A 21,868-nucleotide genomic window follows, 5' to 3' on the forward strand; every position below is an offset into this window, starting at 1 on the left:
TGCCCTGTCTCAGCCTTCCGCCGTGTCGCGGATAAGGCGGTCGAGCAGGCGCACGCCGTAGCCCGTCGCGCCCTTGCCCCAGGTAGCGCCGGGCTTGTCCGCCCAGGCCATGCCCGCAATGTCGAGGTGCGCCCAAGGACGCCCCTTGTCGATGAAGCGCTGCAGGTACTGCGCAGCGGTGATCGAACCCCCGAAACGCGTGCCCACGTTCTTCATGTCGGCAATCGCGCTGTCGAGCTGCTTGTCGTAGGCCGCGCCCATCGGCATGCGCCACACCTTGTCGCCCGAGGCCGCGCCCGCCGCGTCGAGATCCGCCGCAAGATCGTCGTCATTGCTGAAAAGGCCTGCGTATTCATGGGCAAGCGAGATCAGGATCGCGCCGGTCAGCGTCGCCACGTCGAGGATGCGGACAGGGTCGTAGGTCTGCTGCGCGTAAGTCAGGACATCGCACATGACCAGACGGCCTTCGGCGTCGGTGTTGATGACCTCGACGGTCTGGCCCGACATCGTGGTGACCACGTCACCGGGACGCTGCGCATTACCGTCGGGCATGTTCTCGACCAGGCCGCACAGGCCGACCACGTTGGCCTTGGCCTTGCGCTTGGCGAGCGCGAGCATGGCACCCGCGACCGCACCGGCGCCGCCCATGTCCCACTTCATGTCTTCCATTCCGCCGGGCTGCTTGAGGCTGATGCCCCCCGTATCGAAGGTCACGCCCTTGCCCACGAAGGCCACCGGCTTGTCGCCCTCGGCGCCGCCATTCCACTCCATGACGAGCAGGCGCGCGGGGCGCACCGAGCCCTGCGCGACGCCGAGAAGAGCGCCCATGCCCAGCTCGGCCATCTCGGCATCGTCCAGAACACGGATGACGAGGCCGCTGCCCTCCATGCGCGCCTGGCAACGCTCGACAAAACTTTCGGGGTAGATCGTGTTGGCCGGCTCGGTTACCAGTTCACGGGTGAAGGCCACGCCCTCGGCCACGCCCTTTTCCACGGCCCAGAGCGCTTCGGCTCCCTCAGGTGCGCCAACAAGGTCGAGCGAGGTCAGGCTGACCTTCTGCTCGTCCTTGAGAGTGGTGCGGTACTTGGTCCAGGTCCACGACCGCAGCTTGGCGCCTGTCAAGGCCGCCACGGCATCCTCAGCGGAGAACCCTGCGCCGGTCAGATCAAAGGCGATCGCCTCCTCGCCCGAGGTCAGAAACCTCGCCGTCACGGCTGCCGCGGCACGCTCGATCGCGGCGCTGCGGTCGGCGGCATCGGGACCACCGATCCCGGCCAGAACCGCACGCACGGTTGCGCCGCCACGTTCCACGAACCCGTCGAAGACCTGGCCCGGCTTGCCCGCAAAGCGCGAGAGCTTTGCACCTTCTGCCAGCACCGGCTCGAGATCGGCGGGTACTGCGTCCTGGTTTACAAAGCGGACAACGAGACGCGCGCTGGAGGGGGACGCCGCGTCAAGAAACTGGATATTCATGAATTCTCCTGAACTCGTACCTTTTTGCAGGTGAAGCGCACTGCCCCGGCGCCGGATGAGCAGCAGGGCTGTGCGCTTCACCGCAAGCATGGATTGCAGTTAGGCACAGGCGGTGCGATAGGCAAGCCATGCTCCCAGCCGCATCGTCTCCCCTGCAAGCCATTTTCTCCCGCTTGCGACCTGTTTCGCTGAACGCTCTCACGCTTGCCCTTGCCACGGGGGGAGCCGCTGCGTTTCTGCCTGCAAGCGCCGCAGCGCAGGACTTGACCCGCACGCCGGGAACGGCCCCGATCACCGAGGCGCCCCCCGAACCCGCGCCCGCGACCGAAGAGGCGGTCCCGGTCGCCTTCGAAGCCGATATTGTGGAATACGACGAGAACGGCGAGAGCGTGACCGCCAGCGGCAACGTCGTGCTGCGCCGCGACGGGCAATCGGTCCGCGCCGATTCGGTCACCTGGAACCGCACCAGCGGCAAGATCCTGGCGAACGGCAACGTGCGCCTCGTCGACGAACGCGGCAACCAGGTCTTTAGCGACGAGGTCGAACTCACCGACGAATTGAAGACCGGCATGCTGGAAAACCTGCTGCTGGTCCTGCGCGAGGGTGGACGCCTTGCCGCCAAGGACGGCCAGCGCCTGGGCAACGGCGATGTCATCCTGAACCATGCCGCCTACACCGGCTGCTCGGTCGTGGGCCGCGGCGATTGCCCCAAGGAGCCGACCTGGAAAGTCGTTGCCAAGAGCGTAACCTATTCCGAGGCCGAACAGCGCGTGCGCTTCAGCGATGCGCGCCTCGAACTGTTTGGCACGGTGCAATTGCCGCTGCTGGGCCTCACCATCAGCACCGACGGCGATGCGGTTTCGGGCTTCCTCATCCCGGACCTGCGCTCCTCGCCTTCCAACGGCATCGAAGTCGGCATTCCCTACTACTGGAAGATCGACAAGAACCGCGACATCACGGGGACACTGCACCTCTTCACCGAATCCGCTCCGATGGGCTCGGTCGAATACCGCGCGCTGACCGACAAGGGCGCCTACCAGATCACCGGCTACGCGACCTCGAGCGAACGCATCCCGATCTATGGCTCGAACGGCAGCCCGACCGGCAGCAGCGCGTTCCGTGGCTACGTCGAGGCCAACGGCAAGTTCCAGCTGAGCGAGCACTGGAGCGTGACCGGGTTCCTGCGCCGCGCGACCGACCGCACGTTCCTGCGCCGCTACGACATCAGCCGCGATGACCGTTTGCGCTCGCTCGTCGAGCTCGAACGGATCGACGCGAAGAGCTACCTCTCGATTGCCGGCTATGCCACACAGACCATGCAATCGACCCGCGACCAAGGCCAGATCCCGATTGCGCTGCCGGCTATCGACTACCGCCGCCGCTTCACGGACCCGGTGGCAGGCGGACGCATCGAGACCCAGCTCAACGCCCTCGCGCTCACCCGCACCGCTGGGCAGGACACCCAGCGCGCCTTTGCCAGCGCGCAGTGGTCGCGCCGCGAAATCACCGGAATGGGCCAGGTCGTCACCGCGACCGGGCTCGTGCGCGGCGACATCTACCATTCCGACGAAAACTACGGGACGAACACCCTTCTCTACCGCGGCGACCCGGGCTGGCAGACTCGCGGCGTGGCCCTGGCCGCGCTGGATGTGGAATGGCCGATGGTTGGTGAAGTCTTCGGCGGCCACCAGGTCCTGACCCCGCGTGTCCAGTTCGTCGCCGCACCCGACACGCGCAATCTCGCCATCCCCAACGAAGATGCGCGCGCGATCGAGCTGGAGACGAGCAACCTCTTCGCGCTTAACCGCTTCCCCGGCTATGACCGGATAGAGGACGGCACGCGCATGACCTATGGTCTGGACTGGCGGTTCGAACGCTCGCGCTGGCGCATCACTTCGCAGATCGGCCAGAGCATCCGTATGTCGGGCGATGACAACATCGCCCCTGACGGCACCGGCTTCACCGGCACCTTCTCGGATATCGTGGGCCGCACCGAACTGCGCTATCGCAACTTCGTGCGGCTCATTCACCGCTTCCGCCTCGACAAATCCAGCCTGGCGGTGCGCCGCAACGAGATCGATGCCGTGATCGGCAATTCCAAAACGTATCTCGAAGTCGGCTACACCGACCTCAACCGCAACATCTACGCCGTAGACCTGCCTGACGATTCCGAGCTGGGCCGCGTGGAAGACCTTCGTGACCGACAGGAGCTTCGCGCCGCGGGCCGCGTTGCCTTCGCCCGCCATTGGTCGCTGTTCGGCTCGGCCGTCATCAACCTGACCGATGCCAGTGAGGATCCCGTTTCGGGGTCAGACGGCTTCCAGCCCCTGCGCACCCGCTTCGGCGCCTCCTACGAGGACGACTGCCTGCGCGTCGGCTTCACCTGGCGGCGCGATTATGTCTCGAACGGCGACGCCCGTCGCGGCAACTCGTTCCTGATCAGCTTCAGCCTCAAGAACATTGGCCTGCATTGAGGGGCCAGCATTGAACGGTCCTGCGCGGGCCGCCTGCCACGCCCGGCGTTGGCAGCGGTCCACAAAGCCGCTATCGGGTGAGCGCATTTTCCGATAAGCCCCGCCGCGACAGCTTGCGTTAAGCCGTTTTGCGGCAGGTAGACGCATCCATGTCCGCACTCAGCAAGCGGACGACACATTTTTCCGCCTTGGGCGGAGCCACCCTTCGGGGGCGGCCGAATACGGGATTGAAATCACGGTGGTAGCAGTCAATCGCAACAGGTTCCTGAAGCGCACTCTGGCCGGCGTTGCCTCGCTCGCCGTCCTTGCGGGCGTGCTGGGCACGGGCGCTGCGAGCGCGCAGTCCGCCCCCCAGGGCGCGATCGTCATCCCCGACGACGTCAAGATTTTCGGCAACGACAACCCCAATGTGCGCAAGGCAACCGCGGTGGTGAACGGTGACGTCATCACCGGCACCGACGTTGACCAGCGCCTCGCGCTGATCCTCGCGGCCAATCAGAACGAACTGAGCGCGGAAGACCAGAAGCGCCTGCGCCTCCAGGTCCTGCGCAACCTCATCGACGAAACGCTCCAGATCCAGGAAGCCGAGGCCAACGAGGTCGAGGTCGCCCAGGCCGAGATCGACCAGTCCTACGCCCGCGTCGCAGCGCAGAACTTCGACCAGGACACCTCGGCGATGGACGCCTACCTCAAGCGCATCGGCTCCTCGGCCGAATCGCTCAAGCGCCAGATCCGCGGCGAAATGTCGTGGCAGCGCCTGCTCCAGCGCAACATCGCCCCCTTCATCAACGTCTCCGAGGATGAGGTGAACGAGACGATCCAGCGCCTCGAAGCCTCCAAGGGCACCGAGGAATACCGCATCGGCGAGATCTACCTTGCCGCTCCTGCCGAAGCGCGCGAGCAGGTCTACAACAACGCCTCGCAGATCGTGCAGCAGATCCGCGAGGGCGGAAGCTTCGTCGCCTATGCGCGCCAGTACTCGCAGGCCTCGACCGCCGCGGTCGGCGGTGACCTTGGCTGGATTCGCCTCGCGCAGCTTCCTGCCGAGCTTGCCACTGTCGCGCGTGAGATGCAGCCCGGCCAGCTCGTCGGCCCGGTCGAGGTTCCCGGCGGCTTCGACATCCTCTACCTCATCGACAAGCGCCAGGTCCTGACCGCAGATCCGCGCGATGCGATCCTTTCGCTCAAGCAGATCTCGATCACCTTCCCCAAGGGCACCACCGAGGCCCAGGCCGGCCAGCGTGCCGAGGAGTTCGCCAAGACGATCCAGAGCGCCAAGGGCTGCGGCAACGTCGAGGAAGTCGCCGCTACCATCGGCGCGCAGGTCGTGACCAACGACCAGGTCAAGGCGCGCGATCTGCCCGCCCAGATCCAGTCGGCGATCCTCCAGCTGTCGCCGGGTGAAAGCCTGCCCCCGTTCGGCTCGCTCGAAGACGGCGTGCGCATGCTCATGCTGTGCGGCCGCGACGATCCCCAGACCAGCAGCGGTCCCAACTTCGACCAGCTCATGGCGCAGATGGAAGACGAACGCATCAACAAGCGCGCGCAGATGTACCTGCGCGACCTTCGCCGCGATGCCGTCATCGAGTACAACTGACGCAAGGCCGAAACGCTGAGCCGATGGACAGCCCTGCCCCCGCTCCGACCGTGACCAGGCCAAGCGCAGCGCCTGTCGCTGTCTCGCTCGGCGATCCGGCGGGGATCGCCCCCGAACTGATCGTCGAGGCTTGGCTGCAGCGCCGCGAGGCGGGCCTCTCGCCCTTCTTCGCGGTTGGCGGCGCACTGACGCTGGGCATGGCCGCAGCCTCGCGCGGACATGCCCTGCCGGTGCGCCAGATCGAGCGTCCAGCCGAAGCGCTCGAGATCTTCGAAGAGGCATTGCCCGTCCTGGGCGAAGCCGACTGCGCGCCCCGGTTCGGCGAGCCCGACGAGGCCGGCGCACGTCTTGCCCTTTATTCGCTGACCGAGGCGACCGACCTTGCCCGCACCGGCGCGGCAGGCGCGGTCGTCACCGGCCCGATCGCCAAGGCGCGCCTTGCGACCGTCGGGTTCGCCCATCCCGGGCAGACCGAGTTCCTGGCCGAGGCGTGCGCGCTTGGCCCCAACGATGCCGTGATGATGCTGGCCGGGCCCAACTTGCGCACCGTGCCGCTGACCGTGCATGAGCCGCTTGCCCGCGTTCCCGCGCTGATCACACCGGACCTTATCACCCACAAGGCCCGCATCGTTGCGCGCGCGCTGGTGCGCGACTTCGGCCTTGCAGCGCCGCGTATTGCCATCACCGGGCTCAACCCGCATGCGGGCGAAGGCGGGCGCATGGGCAAGGAGGAAATCCAGGTCATCGCGCCCGCAATTGCCCAGCTCCAGGCCGAGGGACTGGCCGTCACCGGCCCGCACCCGGCCGACGCGCTGTTCGCCGCGCACGAACGTGGGAGCTACGACGTGGCCTTGTGCATGTACCACGACCAGGCGCTGATCCCGATCAAGACGCTCGACTTCGACGCGGGCGTCAACGTGACGCTCGGCCTTCCCATCATCCGCACCTCGCCCGACCACGGCACCGCTTTCGGCATCGCGGGGCGCAACATCGCGAGCCCCGGCGCCATGATCGCGGCGCTGCGCATGGCCGGCGACTGCGCCGCCCGCCGCACTGCGGGCCTTCTTCCATGAGCGATCCCCTGCCATGAGCACGCTTCCCCCTTTGCGCGAGGTCATCGCCCGCCACGGCCTCTCTGCCTCGAAGGCGCTGGGCCAGAATTTCCTCTTCGACGAGCAGCTGCTCGACCGCATTGCCGCCATTCCCGGATCGCTCGAGGGTGAGAAGGTGCTCGAGGTCGGCCCGGGCCCCGGCGGCCTGACCCGTGCACTTCTGCGCGCAGGAGCCGAGGTTACCGCGATCGAGATGGACCGGCGCTGCCTGCCCGCACTGGCCGAAGTGGAAGCCGCCTTTCCCGGAAAGCTCAAGGTCATTGAGGGCGATGCGATGAAGATCGCGCCCGCCACGCTCTTCGACGGGCCCTACCACATCGTCGCAAACCTGCCCTACAACGTGGGTACAGCGCTGTTCACGGGCTGGCTTTCAGGCGAGGAATGGCCGCCGCAGTGGCGTTCGCTCACGCTCATGTTCCAGGAAGAGGTCGCCCGGCGCATCGTCGCGCAGACCAACACCTCAGCGTATGGACGCCTCGCTGTGCTTGCGCAGTGGCGTGCGAAGGCAAAACTGGCGCTGAAGGTCCACCGCAGCGCGTTCACGCCGCCGCCCAAGGTCATGTCCGCCATCGTGCACGTGGTGCCCGGCGAGGCGCCAGAAGGCGTCTCGATGCGCCTGCTCGAACGCGTGACAGAGGCCGCCTTTGGGCAGCGCCGCAAGATGCTGCGGCAGAGCCTGAAGGGCTTGCCCGGCGCGCTCGCCGCGCTCGAGGAGATCGGCATCGATCCCCAGCGCCGCGCAGAAACGCTCACGGTCGCCGAGTTCGTGGCTATTGCCCACACACTGGATCAGTCGAAAGGGGCGTAAGAGACCGTCTGCAAGCCCGTGACGGGCGGCGTGCTCAGACGCGAGATCGCCAGCAGCGTGCACAGCAATGCCAGAACGAGGAACGCTAAATTGAGAACGCGCCCCGATGGTGGGGCGTCGTCAAGGATAGTGCGTAAGAAACCCCGAGGGCCACGATAACTGTCGCCGGGATGCGCCATCGGCAGTGGACCGGCACGCAGCAAGCGCCCCGCCTGCAAGGCCGCAACATCGATCGGCTCGCGAAACGCGATACCGCAGCGATCCGCCCCGCGCCAGCGTACCTGCCCATCAAGATGCCGCCCGGCCACCCGCAGGGAAACCGCCGTACCGCGCGGAGGCGGCGTATCGAGGAGAGCGAGGACGCCCCCCGACGCGGCATTCACCAGGGTCACGGAGATGTCGCGATCACCAACCTCGAGAATGGCTTCCAGAGCCACGTCGATCCGCTCTTCGCGACGCTGTTTGTGAAACGGCATGGCAAGACCCTTTTGCGTAACGCGCCAGCTGCGTCTGCCCGCCAATCTACCAGAAAATGCTATCCTGCAGATTAAAAAACGTAAACCTACATAAAAACTGAACTATCGGATCAGACCAACCTGCACGAATTTCTGCACCCTGCGCCCGGTTCCAACCTCGGTTGTATAGACATTGCCGCGGCTGTCGACCGCGACCGAGTGAAGCCAAAAGAACTGGCCCGGATAGCGCCCGACCCGGCCGAAATTCCCGATCAACTCCCCGCTCTCGCGCCCCAGTATCCAGACCTTCGCATTGGCCATATCGGCGACGTACATATAGGTCCCGTCGGGTGAAAACGCGACGTCCGAGGCCGAGCGCAGCCCTCCGGTACCCGGCGCGATGACGATGTCGCGGACAAACTCCACCCCGCCCGATAGATCCCCCTCACCCTGTGTTTCCCGAAAGACCTGAATGCGGTTGTTGCGCCGGTCGCAGACGTAGATGTGCCCCTCCGGCCCCCTCTCCACGCAATGCACGATATCGCCGAAGGAGCGCGAGGCAGGATCAGCGCCCCCATCGCCGGTACTGGCGGCCTGGCTCTGGTCGAAAGGCTGCGCGCGCGTTTCGCCCCCGGGCTTGGCGCCATAAGCGCCCCAGAGCCGCAGGAACGACAGGTCCTTCTGCCTCAGCTGCACGATCCGCTTATTGATATAACCATCGGACACCAGCACGCTGTCCGCATCGGCGAAGACATCCGACGGATTGCCCAGATAGCGCGAACTCTCGTTGCCTGCGCTTTTCCCGCGCTGGCCGAACTGCCGAAGAAACCGTCCCTCGGCGGTGAATTGGAGGACGACGTGATCGTCCTTCCCATTACCGCCGATCCAGACCGTGCCGTCGCGCGCGGCAAAGAGCCCATGGACATTGGCTGGCCACTGCGAGGTCCCCCCGATTTCGGGTGCGTGACTTTCCCCGCCCCAGGCCCGGCGTATCCTGCCATCTGGCGCGAAGTTGATGACGTGGGGCGCGGGGCGACAGCAACCGAGCGTCGTAGGTGGATCGGCGGCCAGCCCCGCCTCGTGCACGTCGAGCGAATTGGGCCGCTGGACGATCCACACGCTGTCGTCGGGCCCGACCGAGAGGCCGGGTATTTGCCCCAGGATGGTATCGGCCGGAAGCCGCGGCCAGCTCGCATCCGCCTTGAAGCGCGGCATCGGGACGGACGTAGACAGGTGCTCGCTCTCGACCGCAACCAGCGCGACTTCAGGATCGCCTTGCCCCGAAACCGCACCGCCTGCGCAAAGAGCCACGCTTCCCAGCAACACGCCGAGCGACAGGCGACAAAAACGTCGTAGAGCCATGAAATATCTTCCCGGCAGCAGCCCTTGACGGGCCTTGTGCGCGGGAAGATACCTTTCATGAGGCGCCGCGCCTAGCCCTGCCATGCGGCCAGGGCCAGGCCCACACAGAGATCAGGCCGCCAGGAGCGGCGACTTCTTCTTGAGGCGCCAGGCATGCAGCAAGGGCTCGGTGTATCCACTCGGCTGCTCGGCACCCTTGAACACAAGGTCGCACGCCGCCTGGAAGGCAAGGCTGCGCTCCCGGTTGCCATGCATCGGCTCGTAGACGGGATCGCCTGCGTTCTGCGCATCGACCTTGGCCGCCATGCGCTGCAACGAATCCAGGACCTGTTCGCGGGTGCACACCCCGTGCAGCAGCCAGTTGGCCATGTGCTGGCTGGAAATACGCAAAGTCGCGCGGTCTTCCATCAGGCCCACGTCATTGATGTCGGGAACCTTGGAGCAACCGACGCCCTGGTCGATCCAGCGCACAACATAGCCAAGCAGGCCTTGTGCGTTGTTGTCCAGTTCCTCGCGAATCTCCTGCGGCGACCAGTTGGCCCCGTTTGCAAGCGGGATCTGGAGCAACTGATCAAGCCCCGGGATCGCCTCTTGCGCAATCTCCTCGCGCAGTCCGAAGACGTCGACCTGGTGGTAGTGCATGGCATGGAGCGTCGCCGCGGTCGGCGAGGGAACCCACGCGGTGTTCGCACCCGTTCGCGGGTGGCCGATCTTCTGCGCGAGCATGTCGTGCATCCTGTCAGGTGCAGCCCACATGCCCTTGCCGATCTGCGCGATGCCGGACAGGCCATGCCTGAGGCCGATCGCGACGTTGCGCGTCTCGTAGGCGGCAATCCAGTTCGAGCCCTTGATGTCGGCCTTGCGGATCATCGGCCCGGCCCGCATCGAAGTGTGGATCTCGTCGCCCGTGCGGTCGAGGAAGCCGGTGTTGATGAATACGACACGCTCCTTCACCGCCGCGATGCAGGCCGCGAGGTTCGCCGAGGTGCGACGCTCCTCGTCCATGACGCCAACCTTGATGGTGTGACGATCAAGACCAAGGAGATCCTCCACCGCGTTGAACAGATCATTGGTGAAGGCGCATTCCTCGGGCCCGTGCATCTTCGGCTTCACGATGTAAATCGAGCCCTTGCGGCTGTTTCCGTGCCTCGTCAGCCCCTTCACGTCCAGCGTCGAGATCGCGCTGGTCACGACGGCATCGAGAATACCTTCCGGGATCTCGCTGCCGTCGGGCATGAGGACCGCCGGATTGGTCATCAGATGCCCAACGTTGCGAACGAACAGCAGGGAGCGGCCGGGAAGCGCGGTGCGTTCTCCTTTACGCGTAACCATCTGCGTGTCGGAAGCAAGCGTGCGAGTCTGCGTCTTTCCGCCCTTCTCGAAGGTGTCGGACAGATCACCGCGGATAACGCCCAGCCAGTTCGCGTAGGCCGCGATCTTGTCCTCGGCATCAACCGCCGCAACCGAATCCTCCAGATCAACGATCGTCGTAAGCGCGGCCTCGAGCACAATGTCGGACAGGCCCATGCGATCCCCTTGGCCTACCGGGCTTTGGCTATCGAAGACAAGCTCGATGGTGAGGCCGTTGTTGATGAAGACCAGGCCCTTTTCCGTCTCGCCCAGATACTGGGTATCGTCGGCAAGTTCGCGCTCCGCAACATCGCCCAGGTCGGCCCAGGAGCCGCGTGCCAGCGGGATCGCACGGTCCAGGAATTCGCGTCCGGCCGCGATTACAGCCGCCCCGCGCTGCGCGTCATAGTCCGGGCCCTGCGCGGACGGCGCGTCAAGGGCATCGGTGCCATAGAACGCATCGTAGAGGCTGCCCCGGCGTGCATTGGCTGCGTTCAAGAGGAAACGCGCGTTGAGAACGGGCACGACCAGCTGAGGCCCGGCCATCGTCGCAATCTCTGGATCGACGTTCTTCGTGGTGATGGTGAAGTCCCCCGGCTCGGGGACGAGGTAGCCGATTTCACGCAGGAACGCCTCGTAGGCCTGCGCATCAAGCGGCTGGCCTGCACGCTCTCCATGCCAGGCATCGATGGCCGCCTGCAGATCCTCACGGGTTTGAAGCAGCGCGCAGTTACGCGGCGCGTATTCGCCCACGAGTGCGGCAAAGCCACTCCAGAACGCATCCGCGTCCTGGCCGATCGGGGGCAGAACATCGCTCTCGATGAACTGCGCGAGAGCCGCATCGACGCGAATGCCGCAGCGTTCGATCCTCTTGGTCATAAATCCTCACACCATGATGCGCGCGACCTCCAACTGAGCCGGGCGCACTTCAGACAGTACCATGTATGTCCTGGGGAGGATTGAGTGCTTTATGTCGCAAATTCGCGCGATGCGCAAGTCTCGGCAAGACGCAAGGCCCGCACGTTCCATCGGAAACGGTGTAGCCTCGTATTACACCGGGCGTCGGTATGCCTTACAAGTAAGGAGCTGTTAGTGATCGACTCCCCCGGGATGGCGGCACTGGCACGCCCCTTGCTTGACAGGAGCAGCGCCAAGAGGATGGAAATGCTTCGAAAAGTCGCCCGCCTGTTCGTCATCAAGACCCATTGGGAAGCGTACATGATCATCTACGCTTTGGCGACCGGTGCGGTGCAACGTGGGCAGGCCTATCTGACGCAGTTTCCAGGTACCGGCGGAGAGTTGCTTTTCCTTGCCTGCACCGGCGCGGTTTTCATGGCCGGGGCCAAGATCCTCGATTGCATCAAGTATGAAAAGGCTGCCGTGCTGGCCCGGCGCGCAACTAGCGCAAGGACGTGCGCACAAGCCCACTTCAAAGCGCCCAACGAGAACGCGGGAGCGGCCGAGCGCGAAGCAGCCTGACGGCCCCGCGCGGACGCCGTCTGGATCACTAATGCTGGATAGGGAGACGGTGGGGTGATTCTGTTGCCAGGCTCACCCCGGGCCCCTGGAATCCGCTTCTGTTGCCCGGTGGGTCCAACCGCGCTTTAGCTTTGTAACTTCAGGGCGTTAGCCCCTAGAATTACGCGGCGAGAGCGAGTGCTTCGTTGTCGTTGGCACTTATGAGTTTTGAGCCTTTAACGGGTTACTCAGCCCGGACGAAAACACCGCTTTTCAACACACGTCGATCCTAGTTCGGCCCCGTCAACACCCCTGCGACAACAGGGTTGCCCTGACCTTCGCAAGAAGCTGCAGGACGGGTGATGGTGGAGCCGCCGGGTACCGCCCCCGGGTCCGCTGTGCCTATTGCACGGTACACTTTATCGTCATAGTCGGCCGAAACCGACAACTGCCCATATAGAGCCTTTTCCCGGAATGTGAAGGGCATGTGTCACGCCATCGGAGGCGCCTTCCCTGACTTGCGCAGTTCCTCGAGAATCTCGCGCAGCGTGTCGAGCTGGGGATCGGTGGGAACAGCTGGCGCCTCAGCGGTGACCTCAGCCTCTTTCTTCTTGGCTTCCATCTCGTCAATCACCTTGTTGATCGTACGCACGAGCATGAAGAGCACCGCGGCGATGATAAGGAAGTTGATGATCTGCGTGATAAACACGCCATACCCGAGCATCGCGACGCCCGCGGCCTTGAGCGCGGTGTAGTCGGTCAGTGCGCCGGTATAATCCGCAGGAATATCTCCCAAAAGAATGAAATACTTGGAAAAATCGAGATCGCCCATCAGCGCCCCGATGACGGGCATGATGACGTTTTCAGTGAGCGAGGTCACGATCTTGCCGAACGCGGCGCCAATCATCACGCCGACCGCCAGGTCGAGCACGTTGCCGCGCGAAATGAACTTCTTGAATTCTTCGAAGACTGTCATGCCTTTGCCCCATAGTGAACATTCTGGAGCGACTATGCACAGAGTGCCGACCGGCACAAAGGATTGTTGGCCTGCAGCAACGCACAGCCCTGCGATTTGTTGCTCACAGCCCTCCCGCCTGCGGTTGAACCATCACGGGGGAACGCTATCTTGGTGGGATCGTGGAGAGTTTTCGCCTTCCCGCGCGAGGACTTCAAGTGGAGGAAACACCCCAATGACCCTGTCGAACGCGGCCCGCAAGGGACGTACCCTGCTCGTTGGTCTCATGGCGCTCTCACTCGCGGCCTGCGGCTTCAATTCGGTGCCCACCAAGCAGGAAGCGGCCAAGGCCAAGTGGGCCGACGTGGAAGCCAACTTCCAGCGCCGCGCCAACCTGGTCCCCAACCTCGCCGCCGTAGCCAGGGGCGCGGCCGAGCAGGAGAAGGAAATCCTCACCGGTGTCACCGAAGCGCGTGCCAAGGCGACCTCGATCCAAATCAGCGGTGACGACCTGGGCGATCCCGCCAAGATGGAGCAGTTCTCGCAGGCCCAGAGCCAGCTCTCGGCAGGTCTGGGCCGTCTTATGGCCAGCTTCGAGGCCTATCCCGACATCAAGTCGAACGAGAACTACCGTATGCTGCAAAGCCAGCTTGAAGGCACCGAGAACCGCATCGCGGTCTCGATCCGCGACTACAACGCAGCCGTTCAGGACTACAACACCGAGGTGCGCACCTTCCCCTCGATGATCGGCGCGCAGCTGCGCGGCGCAGATCCGCTGGTCCCCTACAAGGCAACCACGCCCAACGCGGACGTAGCCCCTTCCCTCGAAGGCAAGCTCTGATCCGGTGACCCGTCTCCGGCAGGTTTTCGCCGCGCTTGCGCTGGCCCTGTGCACCCTCGTGCTTGCGCAAGGGGCGCAGGCCGCACCGCAGTTCCCCAAGCTTACGGGCCGTGTCGTCGACCAGGCCGGGATTATTCCCGATGCCCAGGAGGCACAACTCAGCCAGCAGCTTGCCGCGCTGGAGAAGCAGTCCGGTCGGCAGCTTGTCGTCGCCACGATTCCCGATCTCGACGGCTACGACATCGCTGACTATGGCTACCAGCTGGGCCGTACCTGGGGGATCGGCCAGAAGGAGACGAACAATGGCGCCCTCCTCATCGTCGCGCCCAATGAGCGCAAGGTCCGCATCGAAGTCGGCTATGGCCTGGAACCGATCCTGACCGACGGCATGAGCCGCCTCATCATCGACGAGAACATCCTGCCAGCCTTCAAGAAGGGGGACTACCCCGGCGGGATTGCGGCAGGAACGGCGGCCATTGCCAAGCTCATCATGCTCCCGCCCGAAGAGGCGCGCAAACTGGCCGAACAGGCCGACCAACAGGCGCGCGAGGGCGGCAGCGGCATCTCGGCCGGCACTGTTTTCTTCATTCTCCTCGTCCTCTTCTTCGTGGTCGCGCCTATGGTCAACGAGGCCCGGGGCGGGCGCGGACGGCGCCGGTCGAGCGGTCCGGGTTTCATCTGGATCCCCGGCGGAGGCTGGGGCGATGATGACGATCACTGGGGCGGCGGTGGCGGCTTCGGTGGTGGAGGCGGCTTTGGCGGCGGCGGATTTTCCGGCGGCGGCGGCGGCTTCGGCGGTGGCGGCGCGAGCGGCAGCTGGTAGGAGACACGACAATGAAACCTGCTCCCACCTATCTCACCGAGGCCGATCACGCGCAGATCAGCGCGGCGGTGTCCAAGGCCGAACTGCAAAGCGCGGGCGAGATCGTCACGATTCTCGCGGATCGCTCGGACGGCTACACCGATGTCGCGCTGACGTGGTGCGCAGGGCTGGCGCTGCTGGCTCTGGCCGCCCTTACCCTGTTCCCCGAGTTTTACATGGGGCTCTACGACTGGGCGCTCGCCGACTGGGGCCACGAATGGACGCCGCGCGCGATCGTGGGTCTGGCCGCAGGCTTTGCCACGCTCAAGTTTGCAGGTGCCTACCTCCTCCAGCTGTGGACGCCGCTCAAGTTTGCGGTGATCCCCGGCCCGGTGAAGACCGCCCGCGTCCACGAGCGCGCGGTGCGCGCCTTCCGCGTCGGCGCCGAACAGCGCACCGTGGGGCGCACCGGCGTCCTCATCTACCTCTCCATGCGCGAACACCGCGCCGAGATCGTCGCCGATCAGGCCATCGCCACCAAGGTCGACCCCGAGGTCTGGGGCGATGCCATGCAGGCCATGCTGGAGCATGTGCGCGAGGGCCGCGTTGCCGATGGCATGTGCGCCGCTGTTCTCAAGGTGGGCGCCATTGTTGCGCCCCACTTCCCGCGCGCCGACGATGAGATCAATGAACTACCTGACAGGCTGATCGAAGTATGACTCTTCCCCCCGACGCGAATGCTCCTGAGGAAATCAAATGGCAAGGCGACTACATCACCGCCAAGACCCGGGGGCGCTGGGAATTCGTGGGCCGTGCGCGCGGCATCAAGGCCGCGGTGATCCTGGCCATTGATGAGGACGACCACGTCATCCTTGTCGACCAGTATCGCGTGCCGCTCCAACGCCGATGCTTGGAACTCCCTGCCGGGCTGGTCGGTGATGAGACCAGCACCGAAGGCGAAGATCCCGTCCACGCCGCAACCCGCGAGCTGGAGGAAGAGACCGGCTACCGCGCCGGGAGCATGGAGAACATGGGCGAGTTCTTTTCCTCACCGGGCATGGTGAGCGAGAGCTTCACGCTCTTTCGCGCCCGCAATCTTGTCAAGGTCAGCGAGGGCGGCGGCGTGGACGATGAAAACATCGTGGTTCACCGCGTGCCCCTGTCTCGGATTGGCGAGGTCATCGCCCACTTTCGCGCGAAGGACTACGCGATGGATGTGAAGATGCTTGCGCTGCTTGGCCCTGCGCTCCTGCGCTGACACGCTTAGCATGCGCACCCGGCCGGGCATATGCCAGCGCAAGAAGCGCTTTGCGAATGAGGAAGAGGCCCTGCGCGTGGCCGAAAGGGCGCCCTTCCCCTTGCGCCCCTACCGCTGCGAACTGTGCGGGGACTTTCACCTGACCGGGCGAACCAAGAGAATGAAGCTGCCTGCTTTCGAGATTGTTCGGCGGCGCGATGCAACGGCAGCCCGGCGCGAGGATGCCGAAACTTAGAGCGGTTTTCGATCAGTCTGGGTCATAGCCACATGAGTGGACGTAGTTGGCGCGTTCAACGGGCTGGAAACTCTCGGCGAGTTTGCCGAAGAGGCCCCACAAGCCATTCACGGTGCGCTCGCCTGCTTTTCAGAGCACAGCCTCGAGGCGGGAGAAGGCCTTCTTGATCGGGTTGAACTCGCGGCGGCAGGAAGCGCAGTGTTGCCCCTGCTGCCTCGATCCTGTCACGCACCGCAGGGCGTTTGTGGCCCGACAGATTGTCCATGATGACGACGTCGCCGAGCGGCAATTCGGGCGCGAGGACCTGCGCCACGCAGGCTTCGAAGCTGCCGCCTTGCCTGATCGCGGTGGAGGCTTGCGGAGCGGCATTCTATTGAGCCCGCACGCGTTTCGCGATGGGGCGCGAGATCCGCCTGATCTCGCCATCTTATGGCAAGGCCTTTGGGAAACGCGGCAAGAGCGACGCGCTTGATGCCAAGGCGATCTGCGAAGCAGTGCAGCGTCCCGAGCTCGAACGGCGATCGAGATACTGATCCGCCAGATCATGGCGGTAAGTGGCGAGGTTGCTGTGCTCGACCAACAACGCATGGCTTGGCACGCCGAACGCGAAGCCCGTCGCAGGCTTGCGGTGATCCCAGAAGTCGGGGTCATTACGGCGACGGCCATTGCTGCAACCGTGACCGATGCGGAGCAGGTCTCCTCGGCCCGACAGTTCGCAGCATGGCTGGGCTGAAACCACAGCAGCATTCGACTGGCGGCAAAACCAGACTTGGCGACATCTCCAGGCAGGGCGATCAATACCTACGCCGATGGCGAATTGGATCAGGAAGCTTGCCGAGAAAGGATCTTCCGGCTCGTCTCGTTGGCCCCTGCCAACAAACTCGCCCGGATCGTTTGGGTCGTGTCGACCCGCAAGGAGGCCTATCACCCCTACGCCGATCTGACCTGATCACGCCAGGTCACCCCAAATGGTAATGACACTCCATGATGAGTAACGATCGAGCCAATGGTGAGACCAGCCCGTCTAATTCACTGCGCTTCAAGGCGCGGGAGCGTGTTTAGGGACCTCACCGGCGGATTTCGATCAGGGCCAGCGGCAGTACAAATGCCGCATAAACTGGCCGGACAGATGAAAACAACCGGTCAAACCCGTCCCGCCAACAATGCCCTTGCCAAGGGGGCGTCCATATATGAATCAGAATCCAGCTTCGAGGGGAATCCGCCCAACGCTTCAAAGCGGTCGAAAACCGCTTTAGAGCGTCGTCAGGATCGCCCCGAAGTCCTTGCCCCCGCCGCCACTCTCGACAAATGCCTCATAGATCGCCTTGGCGTGCTCGGCCATGGGAACTCTGGCGCCGGCCCCTTTGGCTCCGGCCATCGCCAGCTTCAGGTCCTTGAGCATGAGCGCCGCGGCGAAACCGCCCGCATAATCGTTGTCAGCCGGACTTGCCGCGCCCACCCCCGCCATCGGCGTATAATCGTTGAGAGACCAGCAACAGCCCGTTGATCTGGACGAAATATCGTAGAAGGTCTGCGGATCGAGACCGGCCTTTTCGGCCAGCTTGAGCGCCTCGCAGGTGCCGATCATATGCACTGCAAGCAGCATATTGTTGCACATCTTGGCAATCTGCCCCGCGCCACTTTCACCCGCACGGATTACGGCCTTGGCCATGGGCTCAAGCGCCGGCCCGGCGCGCGCGAAAGCCTCGTCCGAACCGCCGACCATGAAAGTCAGCGTTCCCGCACTGGCCGCCGCGATTCCACCGGAAACGGGCGCATCGACCATCGGGTAGCCCGCCTCGCGAGCCAGTACCGTGACTTCGCGCGCGGTCTCCAGATCAATGGTCGAACAGTCGATCAGCACCGCGCCTCTGGGCGCCACCCCGAGCACCTCCTGCGTCAGCACCGCCTTCACAATGGCCCCGTTGGGCAGCATCGAGAGAACAGCCTCGGCCCCCGCGACGGCCTCTTCCACGCTCGCGCATGGCGTGCAGCCGTGTTCGGCAGCGCGGGCCAATGCCTCGGCCGACAGGTCGAAGGCGCGGACCGCATGCCCCGCCTTGACCAGGTTCGCGGCCATCCCGCCACCCATGTTGCCAAGCCCGATGAAGGCGATGTTCATTGCACAACTCTCCCGTCTTCGGGGGCGACGTCTTCGCCGTCTCCCGGTGAACTTCCCGACCCTAGCCGCCTGGTGGCCGGACCTTACTTGCCTTTCCAGACCCCGGGGCGCTTCTCGACGAAGGCAGCCATACCCTCGGCCTTGTCCTCGGTGCCCGCGACGACCTGGAAGATGCGGCGCTCCATCAGGAGCCCGGCATCGAGCGTGGTTTCAAAGGCGACGTTCACCGCTTCCTTGTTCGCCTTGACCGCGAGCGGAGGCAGCGAGGCGATCTTCTCGGCCGCCTTCACCGCCTCGTCGAGGAGCTGCTCGGCGGGCACGATGCGCGCAACGAGGCCCGCGCGCTCGGCCTCCTCGGCATCCATCATCCGGCCCGTCAGGCACAGGTCCATGGCCTTGGACTTGCCCACCGCGCGCGCGAGGCGTTGCGAGCCGCCCATGCCCGGAATGACGCCAAGCGTAATCTCGGGCTGTCCGAACTGCGCGTTCTGCGAGGCGATGATGAAGTCAGCCATCATCGCGACCTCGCAGCCTCCGCCCAGCGCGAAGCCGTTGACAGCCGCGATCCAGGGCTTGCGGGTCGCCTTGACGACCTTGCTCGTCCACTCGGAGAAGAAGTCTTCCGAGAAGAATTCCGCACCGGACTTGGTCGCCATCTCCTTGATGTCGGCGCCAGCGGCAAAGGCCTTTTCGCCCCAGCCCGTCACCACCGCGCAGCCTTGCGTGGGGTCTGCCTCGAACGCGGCCATCGCAGCCACCATCTCGGTCATCACGGTCGAATTGAGCGCGTTCAGGGCCTTGGGACGGTTGAGCGTGATCAGCGTGACGGCGCCCCGGGTCTCGACCAGGAGGGTTTCGTAGGTGGGCTCGGTCATAGGGGATTCCATTCCTCGGTTGGGGCAAGCGGCGCGAAGATGGCCGCGATGGCCGCATCTGTCACGCCTTTGGGCGTGGCCGGGTTCCAGGCCGGCGCATTGTCCTTGTCGACGATGACCGCACGCACGCCCTCGGCAAAGTCGGGCAGGACCAGCACTCGTGCGGCGATCCGGTATTCCATCGCCATCTCGTCAGCGAAGCTCTCCAGCGTCAGGGACTCGGCGAGTTCACGCAGCGCAACCTTGCAGGCCTGCGGGCTCTTGGTGCGCAGTGTGGCCAATTCCTTCGCAGCCCAATCGCTGTCGTCAGCTTCGAGCGAGGCGAGAATTTCCTCAAGCGTGTCGAAGGCGAAGTGCCGGGCAATCTGCGCCTCATTAGCTGCGACCTTGGCTTCTGGCGGCACCTCGGCCAGGTCCGAGAGCACGCTCTCGATCCCCTCACCCTCGCCGATCCGGCGCTTGGCCTCACCCTGCGCCGAAACGGGCAGATAATGCGTGGCAAGGCCGGTGTGGAGGCACTCCGCCCCGTCAAACCGCGCGCCGGCCAGCGCCAAGAAGTGGCCGATCCGCCCCGGCAGTCGTGAGAGGTACCACCCCCCGCCGACATCTGGGAAAAGACCGATGCCAGTCTCGGGCATTGCAAAGCGCGTGTTCTCGGTCGCCACGCGGTAGGTCGCAGGCTGTGCGAGACCCACGCCCCCGCCCATCGTTATCCCGTCCATGAAGGCAACGACCGGCTTGGCGTACGTAAACAACAGGTGATTGAGGCGGTATTCATGAAGGAAGAAGCGGCGGCCCGAAATGCCGCCATCCTCCAGCGCAGAGCGGCGCAGGAGGTTGATGTCGCCGCCGGCGCAGAACCCCCGACCTTCGGCGTGCTCAATGATGACAACGCCCACACTGTCATCCTGAGCAAAGGCCTGGAGGGCCTCGATCATGGTCTCGCACATCGCCGTCGTCAGGGCGTGAATGGCCTTGGGACGGTTGAGCGAGATAATGGCGGCAGCACCCTCGCGCCGGGTCAGCACTTCATCAGTCATTTCATCACCCTAACGCCTAGTTCAGGAGGTCGCGACCGATAATCATGCGCATGACCTCGTTCGTCCCCTCGAGGATGCGATGGACGCGCAGATCCCGCCAGAATCGCTCGATGGGATAATCGCGCAAGTAGCCGTAGCCACCGAAAAGCTGGAGCGCCCGGTCAACCACCGAGGAGCCCGTGTCGGTCGCCATCATCTTGGCCATGGCCGCAAAGCGGGTCTTGTCGGGCGCCCCGGCCGTGACCTTGGCCGCCGCAAGATAGAGGAGCGCGCGCGCGGCTTCGAGTTCGGTCGCCATCTCGGCAAGCTGGAACTGCGTATTCTGGAACGTAGCGAGCGGCTGGTCGAACTGCTTTCGGTCCTTCACGTAGGCAATCGCTTCATCAAGACAGCGCTGCGCACCGCCGAGCGAACAGGCGCCGATGTTGAGACGACCACCATCGAGCCCGGCCATGGCGAACTTGAAGCCATCGCCTTGCGCGCCCACGCGGTTGGCGGCGGACACCCGGCAATCGTCGAGGATCACCTGGGCGGTGGGCGAGGCGTTCCAGCCCAGCTTCTTCTCGGGCGCACCGAAGGAGAGGCCCTCCATGCCCTTTTCCAGAAGGAAGCAGGAGATCCCGCGCGTCTTGTGCTCTCCCGTGCGCGCCATGACGAGGTAGATATCGTTTACCCCCCCACCGGAAATGAACTGCTTGGTGCCGTTAAGGATATAGTCCTCGCCCTCACGCCGCGCGGTCGTCTTGAGCGCGGCTGCGTCCGAACCCGAGGAAGGTTCGGTGAGGCAGTAGGAGGCAATCGCCTCCATTGCGACCAGGCGGGGCAAGTAGCGTTCCTTGAGCGCAGCATCACCGAAGCTGTCGAGCATCCAGGTCGCCATGTTGTGGATCGAGATATAGGCGCTCGTCGCCGGGCACCCATAGGCCATGGCCTCCATGATGAGGGCAGCCTCCAGACGGCCAAGGCCAATGCCCCCACCTTCTTCCGAGACATAGATCGCTCCGAAACCCTGCTCGCCGGCTGCCTTCCAGACGTCGACAGGGTAATGGGCACTTTCGTCCCACTCGGCCGCGAACGGGGTGATCTTCTCGGCGGTGAACTTCGCGGCCATATCGCGGATCGCGACCTGGTCCTCGCTGAAGGCAAAGGAATCGGTCATTTTCGTTCAGGACTCTCTCATGGATCTGGTGCCTCTTATGGACACTTGGTGTAGGTCAGCTGTTCAGGCGCGGCGTCCGCGCCCTTGTCGGTGCGCACGAGGGTGGCGCCCCCATCGGGCGAACGCAAGGTGACATCGAGGTCCCAGGTCTCCCCCTCGCCCTCGAAGGCGAAGGCACCTGTCACTTCATTCTCCGCGATGGACTCGATCTCGCCCATATCCGCCATCGATTCGTAGAATTCCAGGTCCTTCGCGCCGACCTTCATCAGCCCCTTGGCCGCGGCCGGATCGCCGGTGCAATCCAGCTTCACCAAGCCCCAGCGCCCACGCAGCATCGGCGGGATCGAGTTGGTGTCGACGAGGTCGGTCGCCGAGGCCGTGGGTTCGGGTAGCGCAGGTTCCCTCATCCCTCCATCCCCGATCGACGCGACTTCGCTGGACGCCTCTTGCGGTTCGGGTTCGGACGAGCAGGCCGCAAGCAGCGCCATGAGA

The 21,868-nt window shown here is 64.6% G+C and carries 19 protein-coding genes, 1 other RNA gene and 2 pseudogenes; 10 read left to right on the forward strand and 12 right to left on the reverse strand.

What is annotated here, in order from left to right:
• Positions 1 to 9: 9 nt before the first annotated feature.
• Positions 10 to 1,473: a leucyl aminopeptidase gene (locus tag FMM79_RS02950; RefSeq protein ID WP_148625957.1), complete on the reverse strand. Its 1,464-nt coding sequence runs from the start codon at positions 1,471 to 1,473 to the stop codon at positions 10 to 12.
• A gap of 128 nt (positions 1,474 to 1,601) precedes the next feature.
• On the opposite strand from FMM79_RS02950, the gene FMM79_RS02955 reads away from it, so the two are divergent.
• The 4 genes from FMM79_RS02955 (at position 1,602) to rsmA (ending at position 7,464) form a co-directional block, all read left to right on the forward strand.
• Positions 1,602 to 3,947 carry an LPS-assembly protein LptD gene (locus FMM79_RS02955; protein ID WP_148625959.1) on the forward strand — a complete coding sequence of 782 codons (2,346 nt, stop codon included), beginning with the start codon at positions 1,602 to 1,604 and terminating at the stop codon, positions 3,945 to 3,947.
• Positions 3,948 to 4,185: 238 nt separating this feature from the next.
• A complete protein-coding gene (locus tag FMM79_RS02960) occupies positions 4,186 to 5,544 on the forward strand; it encodes a peptidylprolyl isomerase (RefSeq protein WP_148625961.1) in 1,359 nt (452 codons plus the stop codon).
• Between the two features lie 23 nt (positions 5,545 to 5,567).
• Entirely contained in the window at positions 5,568 to 6,617 is a 1,050-nt protein-coding gene (pdxA, locus tag FMM79_RS02965; RefSeq protein WP_148625963.1) for a 4-hydroxythreonine-4-phosphate dehydrogenase PdxA, read from the forward strand.
• Between the two features lie 13 nt (positions 6,618 to 6,630).
• On the forward strand, positions 6,631 to 7,464 hold the full coding sequence (rsmA, locus tag FMM79_RS02970) for a 16S rRNA (adenine(1518)-N(6)/adenine(1519)-N(6))-dimethyltransferase RsmA (RefSeq protein WP_148625965.1): 834 nt from the start codon (positions 6,631 to 6,633) through the stop codon (positions 7,462 to 7,464).
• Here the strand turns inward: rsmA and FMM79_RS02975 are convergent.
• From FMM79_RS02975 to FMM79_RS02985, 3 genes are all read right to left on the reverse strand, one after another.
• Positions 7,446 to 7,940 (reverse strand): PilZ domain-containing protein, encoded by a 495-nt coding sequence (locus FMM79_RS02975; protein ID WP_148625967.1) that lies wholly within the window; start codon positions 7,938 to 7,940, stop codon positions 7,446 to 7,448. The two genes, rsmA and FMM79_RS02975, sit on opposite strands and share 19 nt — an antisense overlap.
• A 102-nt stretch (positions 7,941 to 8,042) precedes the next feature.
• The gene (locus tag FMM79_RS02980) at positions 8,043 to 9,281 is read right to left on the reverse strand and encodes a hypothetical protein (protein WP_148625970.1); all 1,239 of its coding nucleotides are present in this window, start codon (positions 9,279 to 9,281) and stop codon (positions 8,043 to 8,045) included.
• A 111-nt stretch (positions 9,282 to 9,392) separates the two neighbouring features.
• Positions 9,393 to 11,510, reverse strand: a complete 2,118-nt coding sequence (locus tag FMM79_RS02985) for a malate synthase G (RefSeq protein WP_148625972.1) — start codon at positions 11,508 to 11,510, stop codon at positions 9,393 to 9,395.
• A gap of 285 nt (positions 11,511 to 11,795) precedes the next feature.
• On the opposite strand from FMM79_RS02985, the gene FMM79_RS02990 reads away from it, so the two are divergent.
• Positions 11,796 to 12,110, forward strand: coding sequence for a hypothetical protein (locus FMM79_RS02990; protein ID WP_240338952.1), 315 nt, complete (start codon positions 11,796 to 11,798; stop codon positions 12,108 to 12,110).
• A 48-nt stretch (positions 12,111 to 12,158) separates the two neighbouring features.
• On the opposite strand, the gene ssrA is transcribed toward FMM79_RS02990, so the two are convergent.
• Positions 12,159 to 12,574: a transfer-messenger RNA gene (ssrA, locus tag FMM79_RS02995) on the reverse strand.
• Between the two features lie 5 nt (positions 12,575 to 12,579).
• The gene (mscL, locus tag FMM79_RS03000) at positions 12,580 to 13,065 is read right to left on the reverse strand and encodes a large conductance mechanosensitive channel protein MscL (protein ID WP_148625974.1); all 486 of its coding nucleotides are present in this window, start codon (positions 13,063 to 13,065) and stop codon (positions 12,580 to 12,582) included.
• Between the two features lie 214 nt (positions 13,066 to 13,279).
• Here mscL and FMM79_RS03005 point away from each other — a divergent pair, with 214 nt between their 5' ends.
• The 4 genes from FMM79_RS03005 to FMM79_RS03020 are packed head-to-tail and all read left to right on the forward strand — an operon-like array spanning position 13,280 to position 15,945.
• Positions 13,280 to 13,885, forward strand: a complete 606-nt coding sequence (locus FMM79_RS03005; protein WP_148625975.1) for a LemA family protein — start codon at positions 13,280 to 13,282, stop codon at positions 13,883 to 13,885.
• 4 nt (positions 13,886 to 13,889) lie between these two features.
• Complete coding sequence (locus tag FMM79_RS03010) at positions 13,890 to 14,708, forward strand: YgcG family protein (RefSeq protein WP_148625977.1); 819 nt, start codon at positions 13,890 to 13,892, stop codon at positions 14,706 to 14,708.
• Positions 14,709 to 14,719: 11 nt separating this feature from the next.
• On the forward strand, positions 14,720 to 15,406 hold the full coding sequence (locus tag FMM79_RS03015; protein WP_148625979.1) for a TPM domain-containing protein: 687 nt from the start codon (positions 14,720 to 14,722) through the stop codon (positions 15,404 to 15,406).
• Positions 15,403 to 15,945 carry an NUDIX hydrolase gene (locus FMM79_RS03020; RefSeq protein WP_148625981.1) on the forward strand — a complete coding sequence of 181 codons (543 nt, stop codon included), beginning with the start codon at positions 15,403 to 15,405 and terminating at the stop codon, positions 15,943 to 15,945. The genes FMM79_RS03015 and FMM79_RS03020 overlap by 4 nt, the downstream gene beginning before the upstream one ends.
• A 247-nt stretch (positions 15,946 to 16,192) precedes the next feature.
• Here FMM79_RS03020 and FMM79_RS03030 read toward each other — a convergent pair.
• A pseudogene (locus FMM79_RS03030) lies at positions 16,193 to 16,514 on the reverse strand (transposase); the annotation flags it as partial.
• Between the two features lie 252 nt (positions 16,515 to 16,766).
• Here FMM79_RS03030 and FMM79_RS21725 point away from each other — a divergent pair.
• Positions 16,767 to 17,155 (forward strand): annotated as a pseudogene (locus tag FMM79_RS21725) (transposase).
• 277 nt (positions 17,156 to 17,432) lie between these two features.
• Here FMM79_RS21725 and mmsB read toward each other — a convergent pair.
• From mmsB to FMM79_RS03060, 5 genes are read right to left on the reverse strand one after another with little or no spacing between them, the layout of a single operon-like run.
• On the reverse strand, positions 17,433 to 18,401 hold the full coding sequence (gene mmsB / locus FMM79_RS03040; RefSeq protein ID WP_240338953.1) for a 3-hydroxyisobutyrate dehydrogenase: 969 nt from the start codon (positions 18,399 to 18,401) through the stop codon (positions 17,433 to 17,435).
• Complete coding sequence (locus FMM79_RS03045) at positions 18,386 to 19,177, reverse strand: enoyl-CoA hydratase-related protein (RefSeq protein ID WP_162853533.1); 792 nt, start codon at positions 19,175 to 19,177, stop codon at positions 18,386 to 18,388. The genes mmsB and FMM79_RS03045 overlap by 16 nt, the downstream gene beginning before the upstream one ends.
• Positions 19,174 to 20,217, reverse strand: coding sequence for an enoyl-CoA hydratase/isomerase family protein (locus FMM79_RS03050; protein ID WP_148625988.1), 1,044 nt, complete (start codon positions 20,215 to 20,217; stop codon positions 19,174 to 19,176). Before FMM79_RS03050 ends, FMM79_RS03045 begins: the two co-directional genes overlap by 4 nt.
• 16 nt (positions 20,218 to 20,233) lie before the next feature.
• Positions 20,234 to 21,376, reverse strand: coding sequence for an acyl-CoA dehydrogenase family protein (locus FMM79_RS03055; RefSeq protein ID WP_148625990.1), 1,143 nt, complete (start codon positions 21,374 to 21,376; stop codon positions 20,234 to 20,236).
• Positions 21,377 to 21,411: 35 nt separating this feature from the next.
• Positions 21,412 to 21,783, reverse strand: a complete 372-nt coding sequence (locus FMM79_RS03060; RefSeq protein ID WP_240338940.1) for a hypothetical protein — start codon at positions 21,781 to 21,783, stop codon at positions 21,412 to 21,414.
• Between the last annotated feature and the right edge of the window lie 85 nt (positions 21,784 to 21,868).

The organism is Novosphingobium sp. BW1, from assembly GCF_008107685.1.
In the GTDB taxonomy this organism is placed as follows: domain Bacteria; phylum Pseudomonadota; class Alphaproteobacteria; order Sphingomonadales; family Sphingomonadaceae; genus Novosphingobium.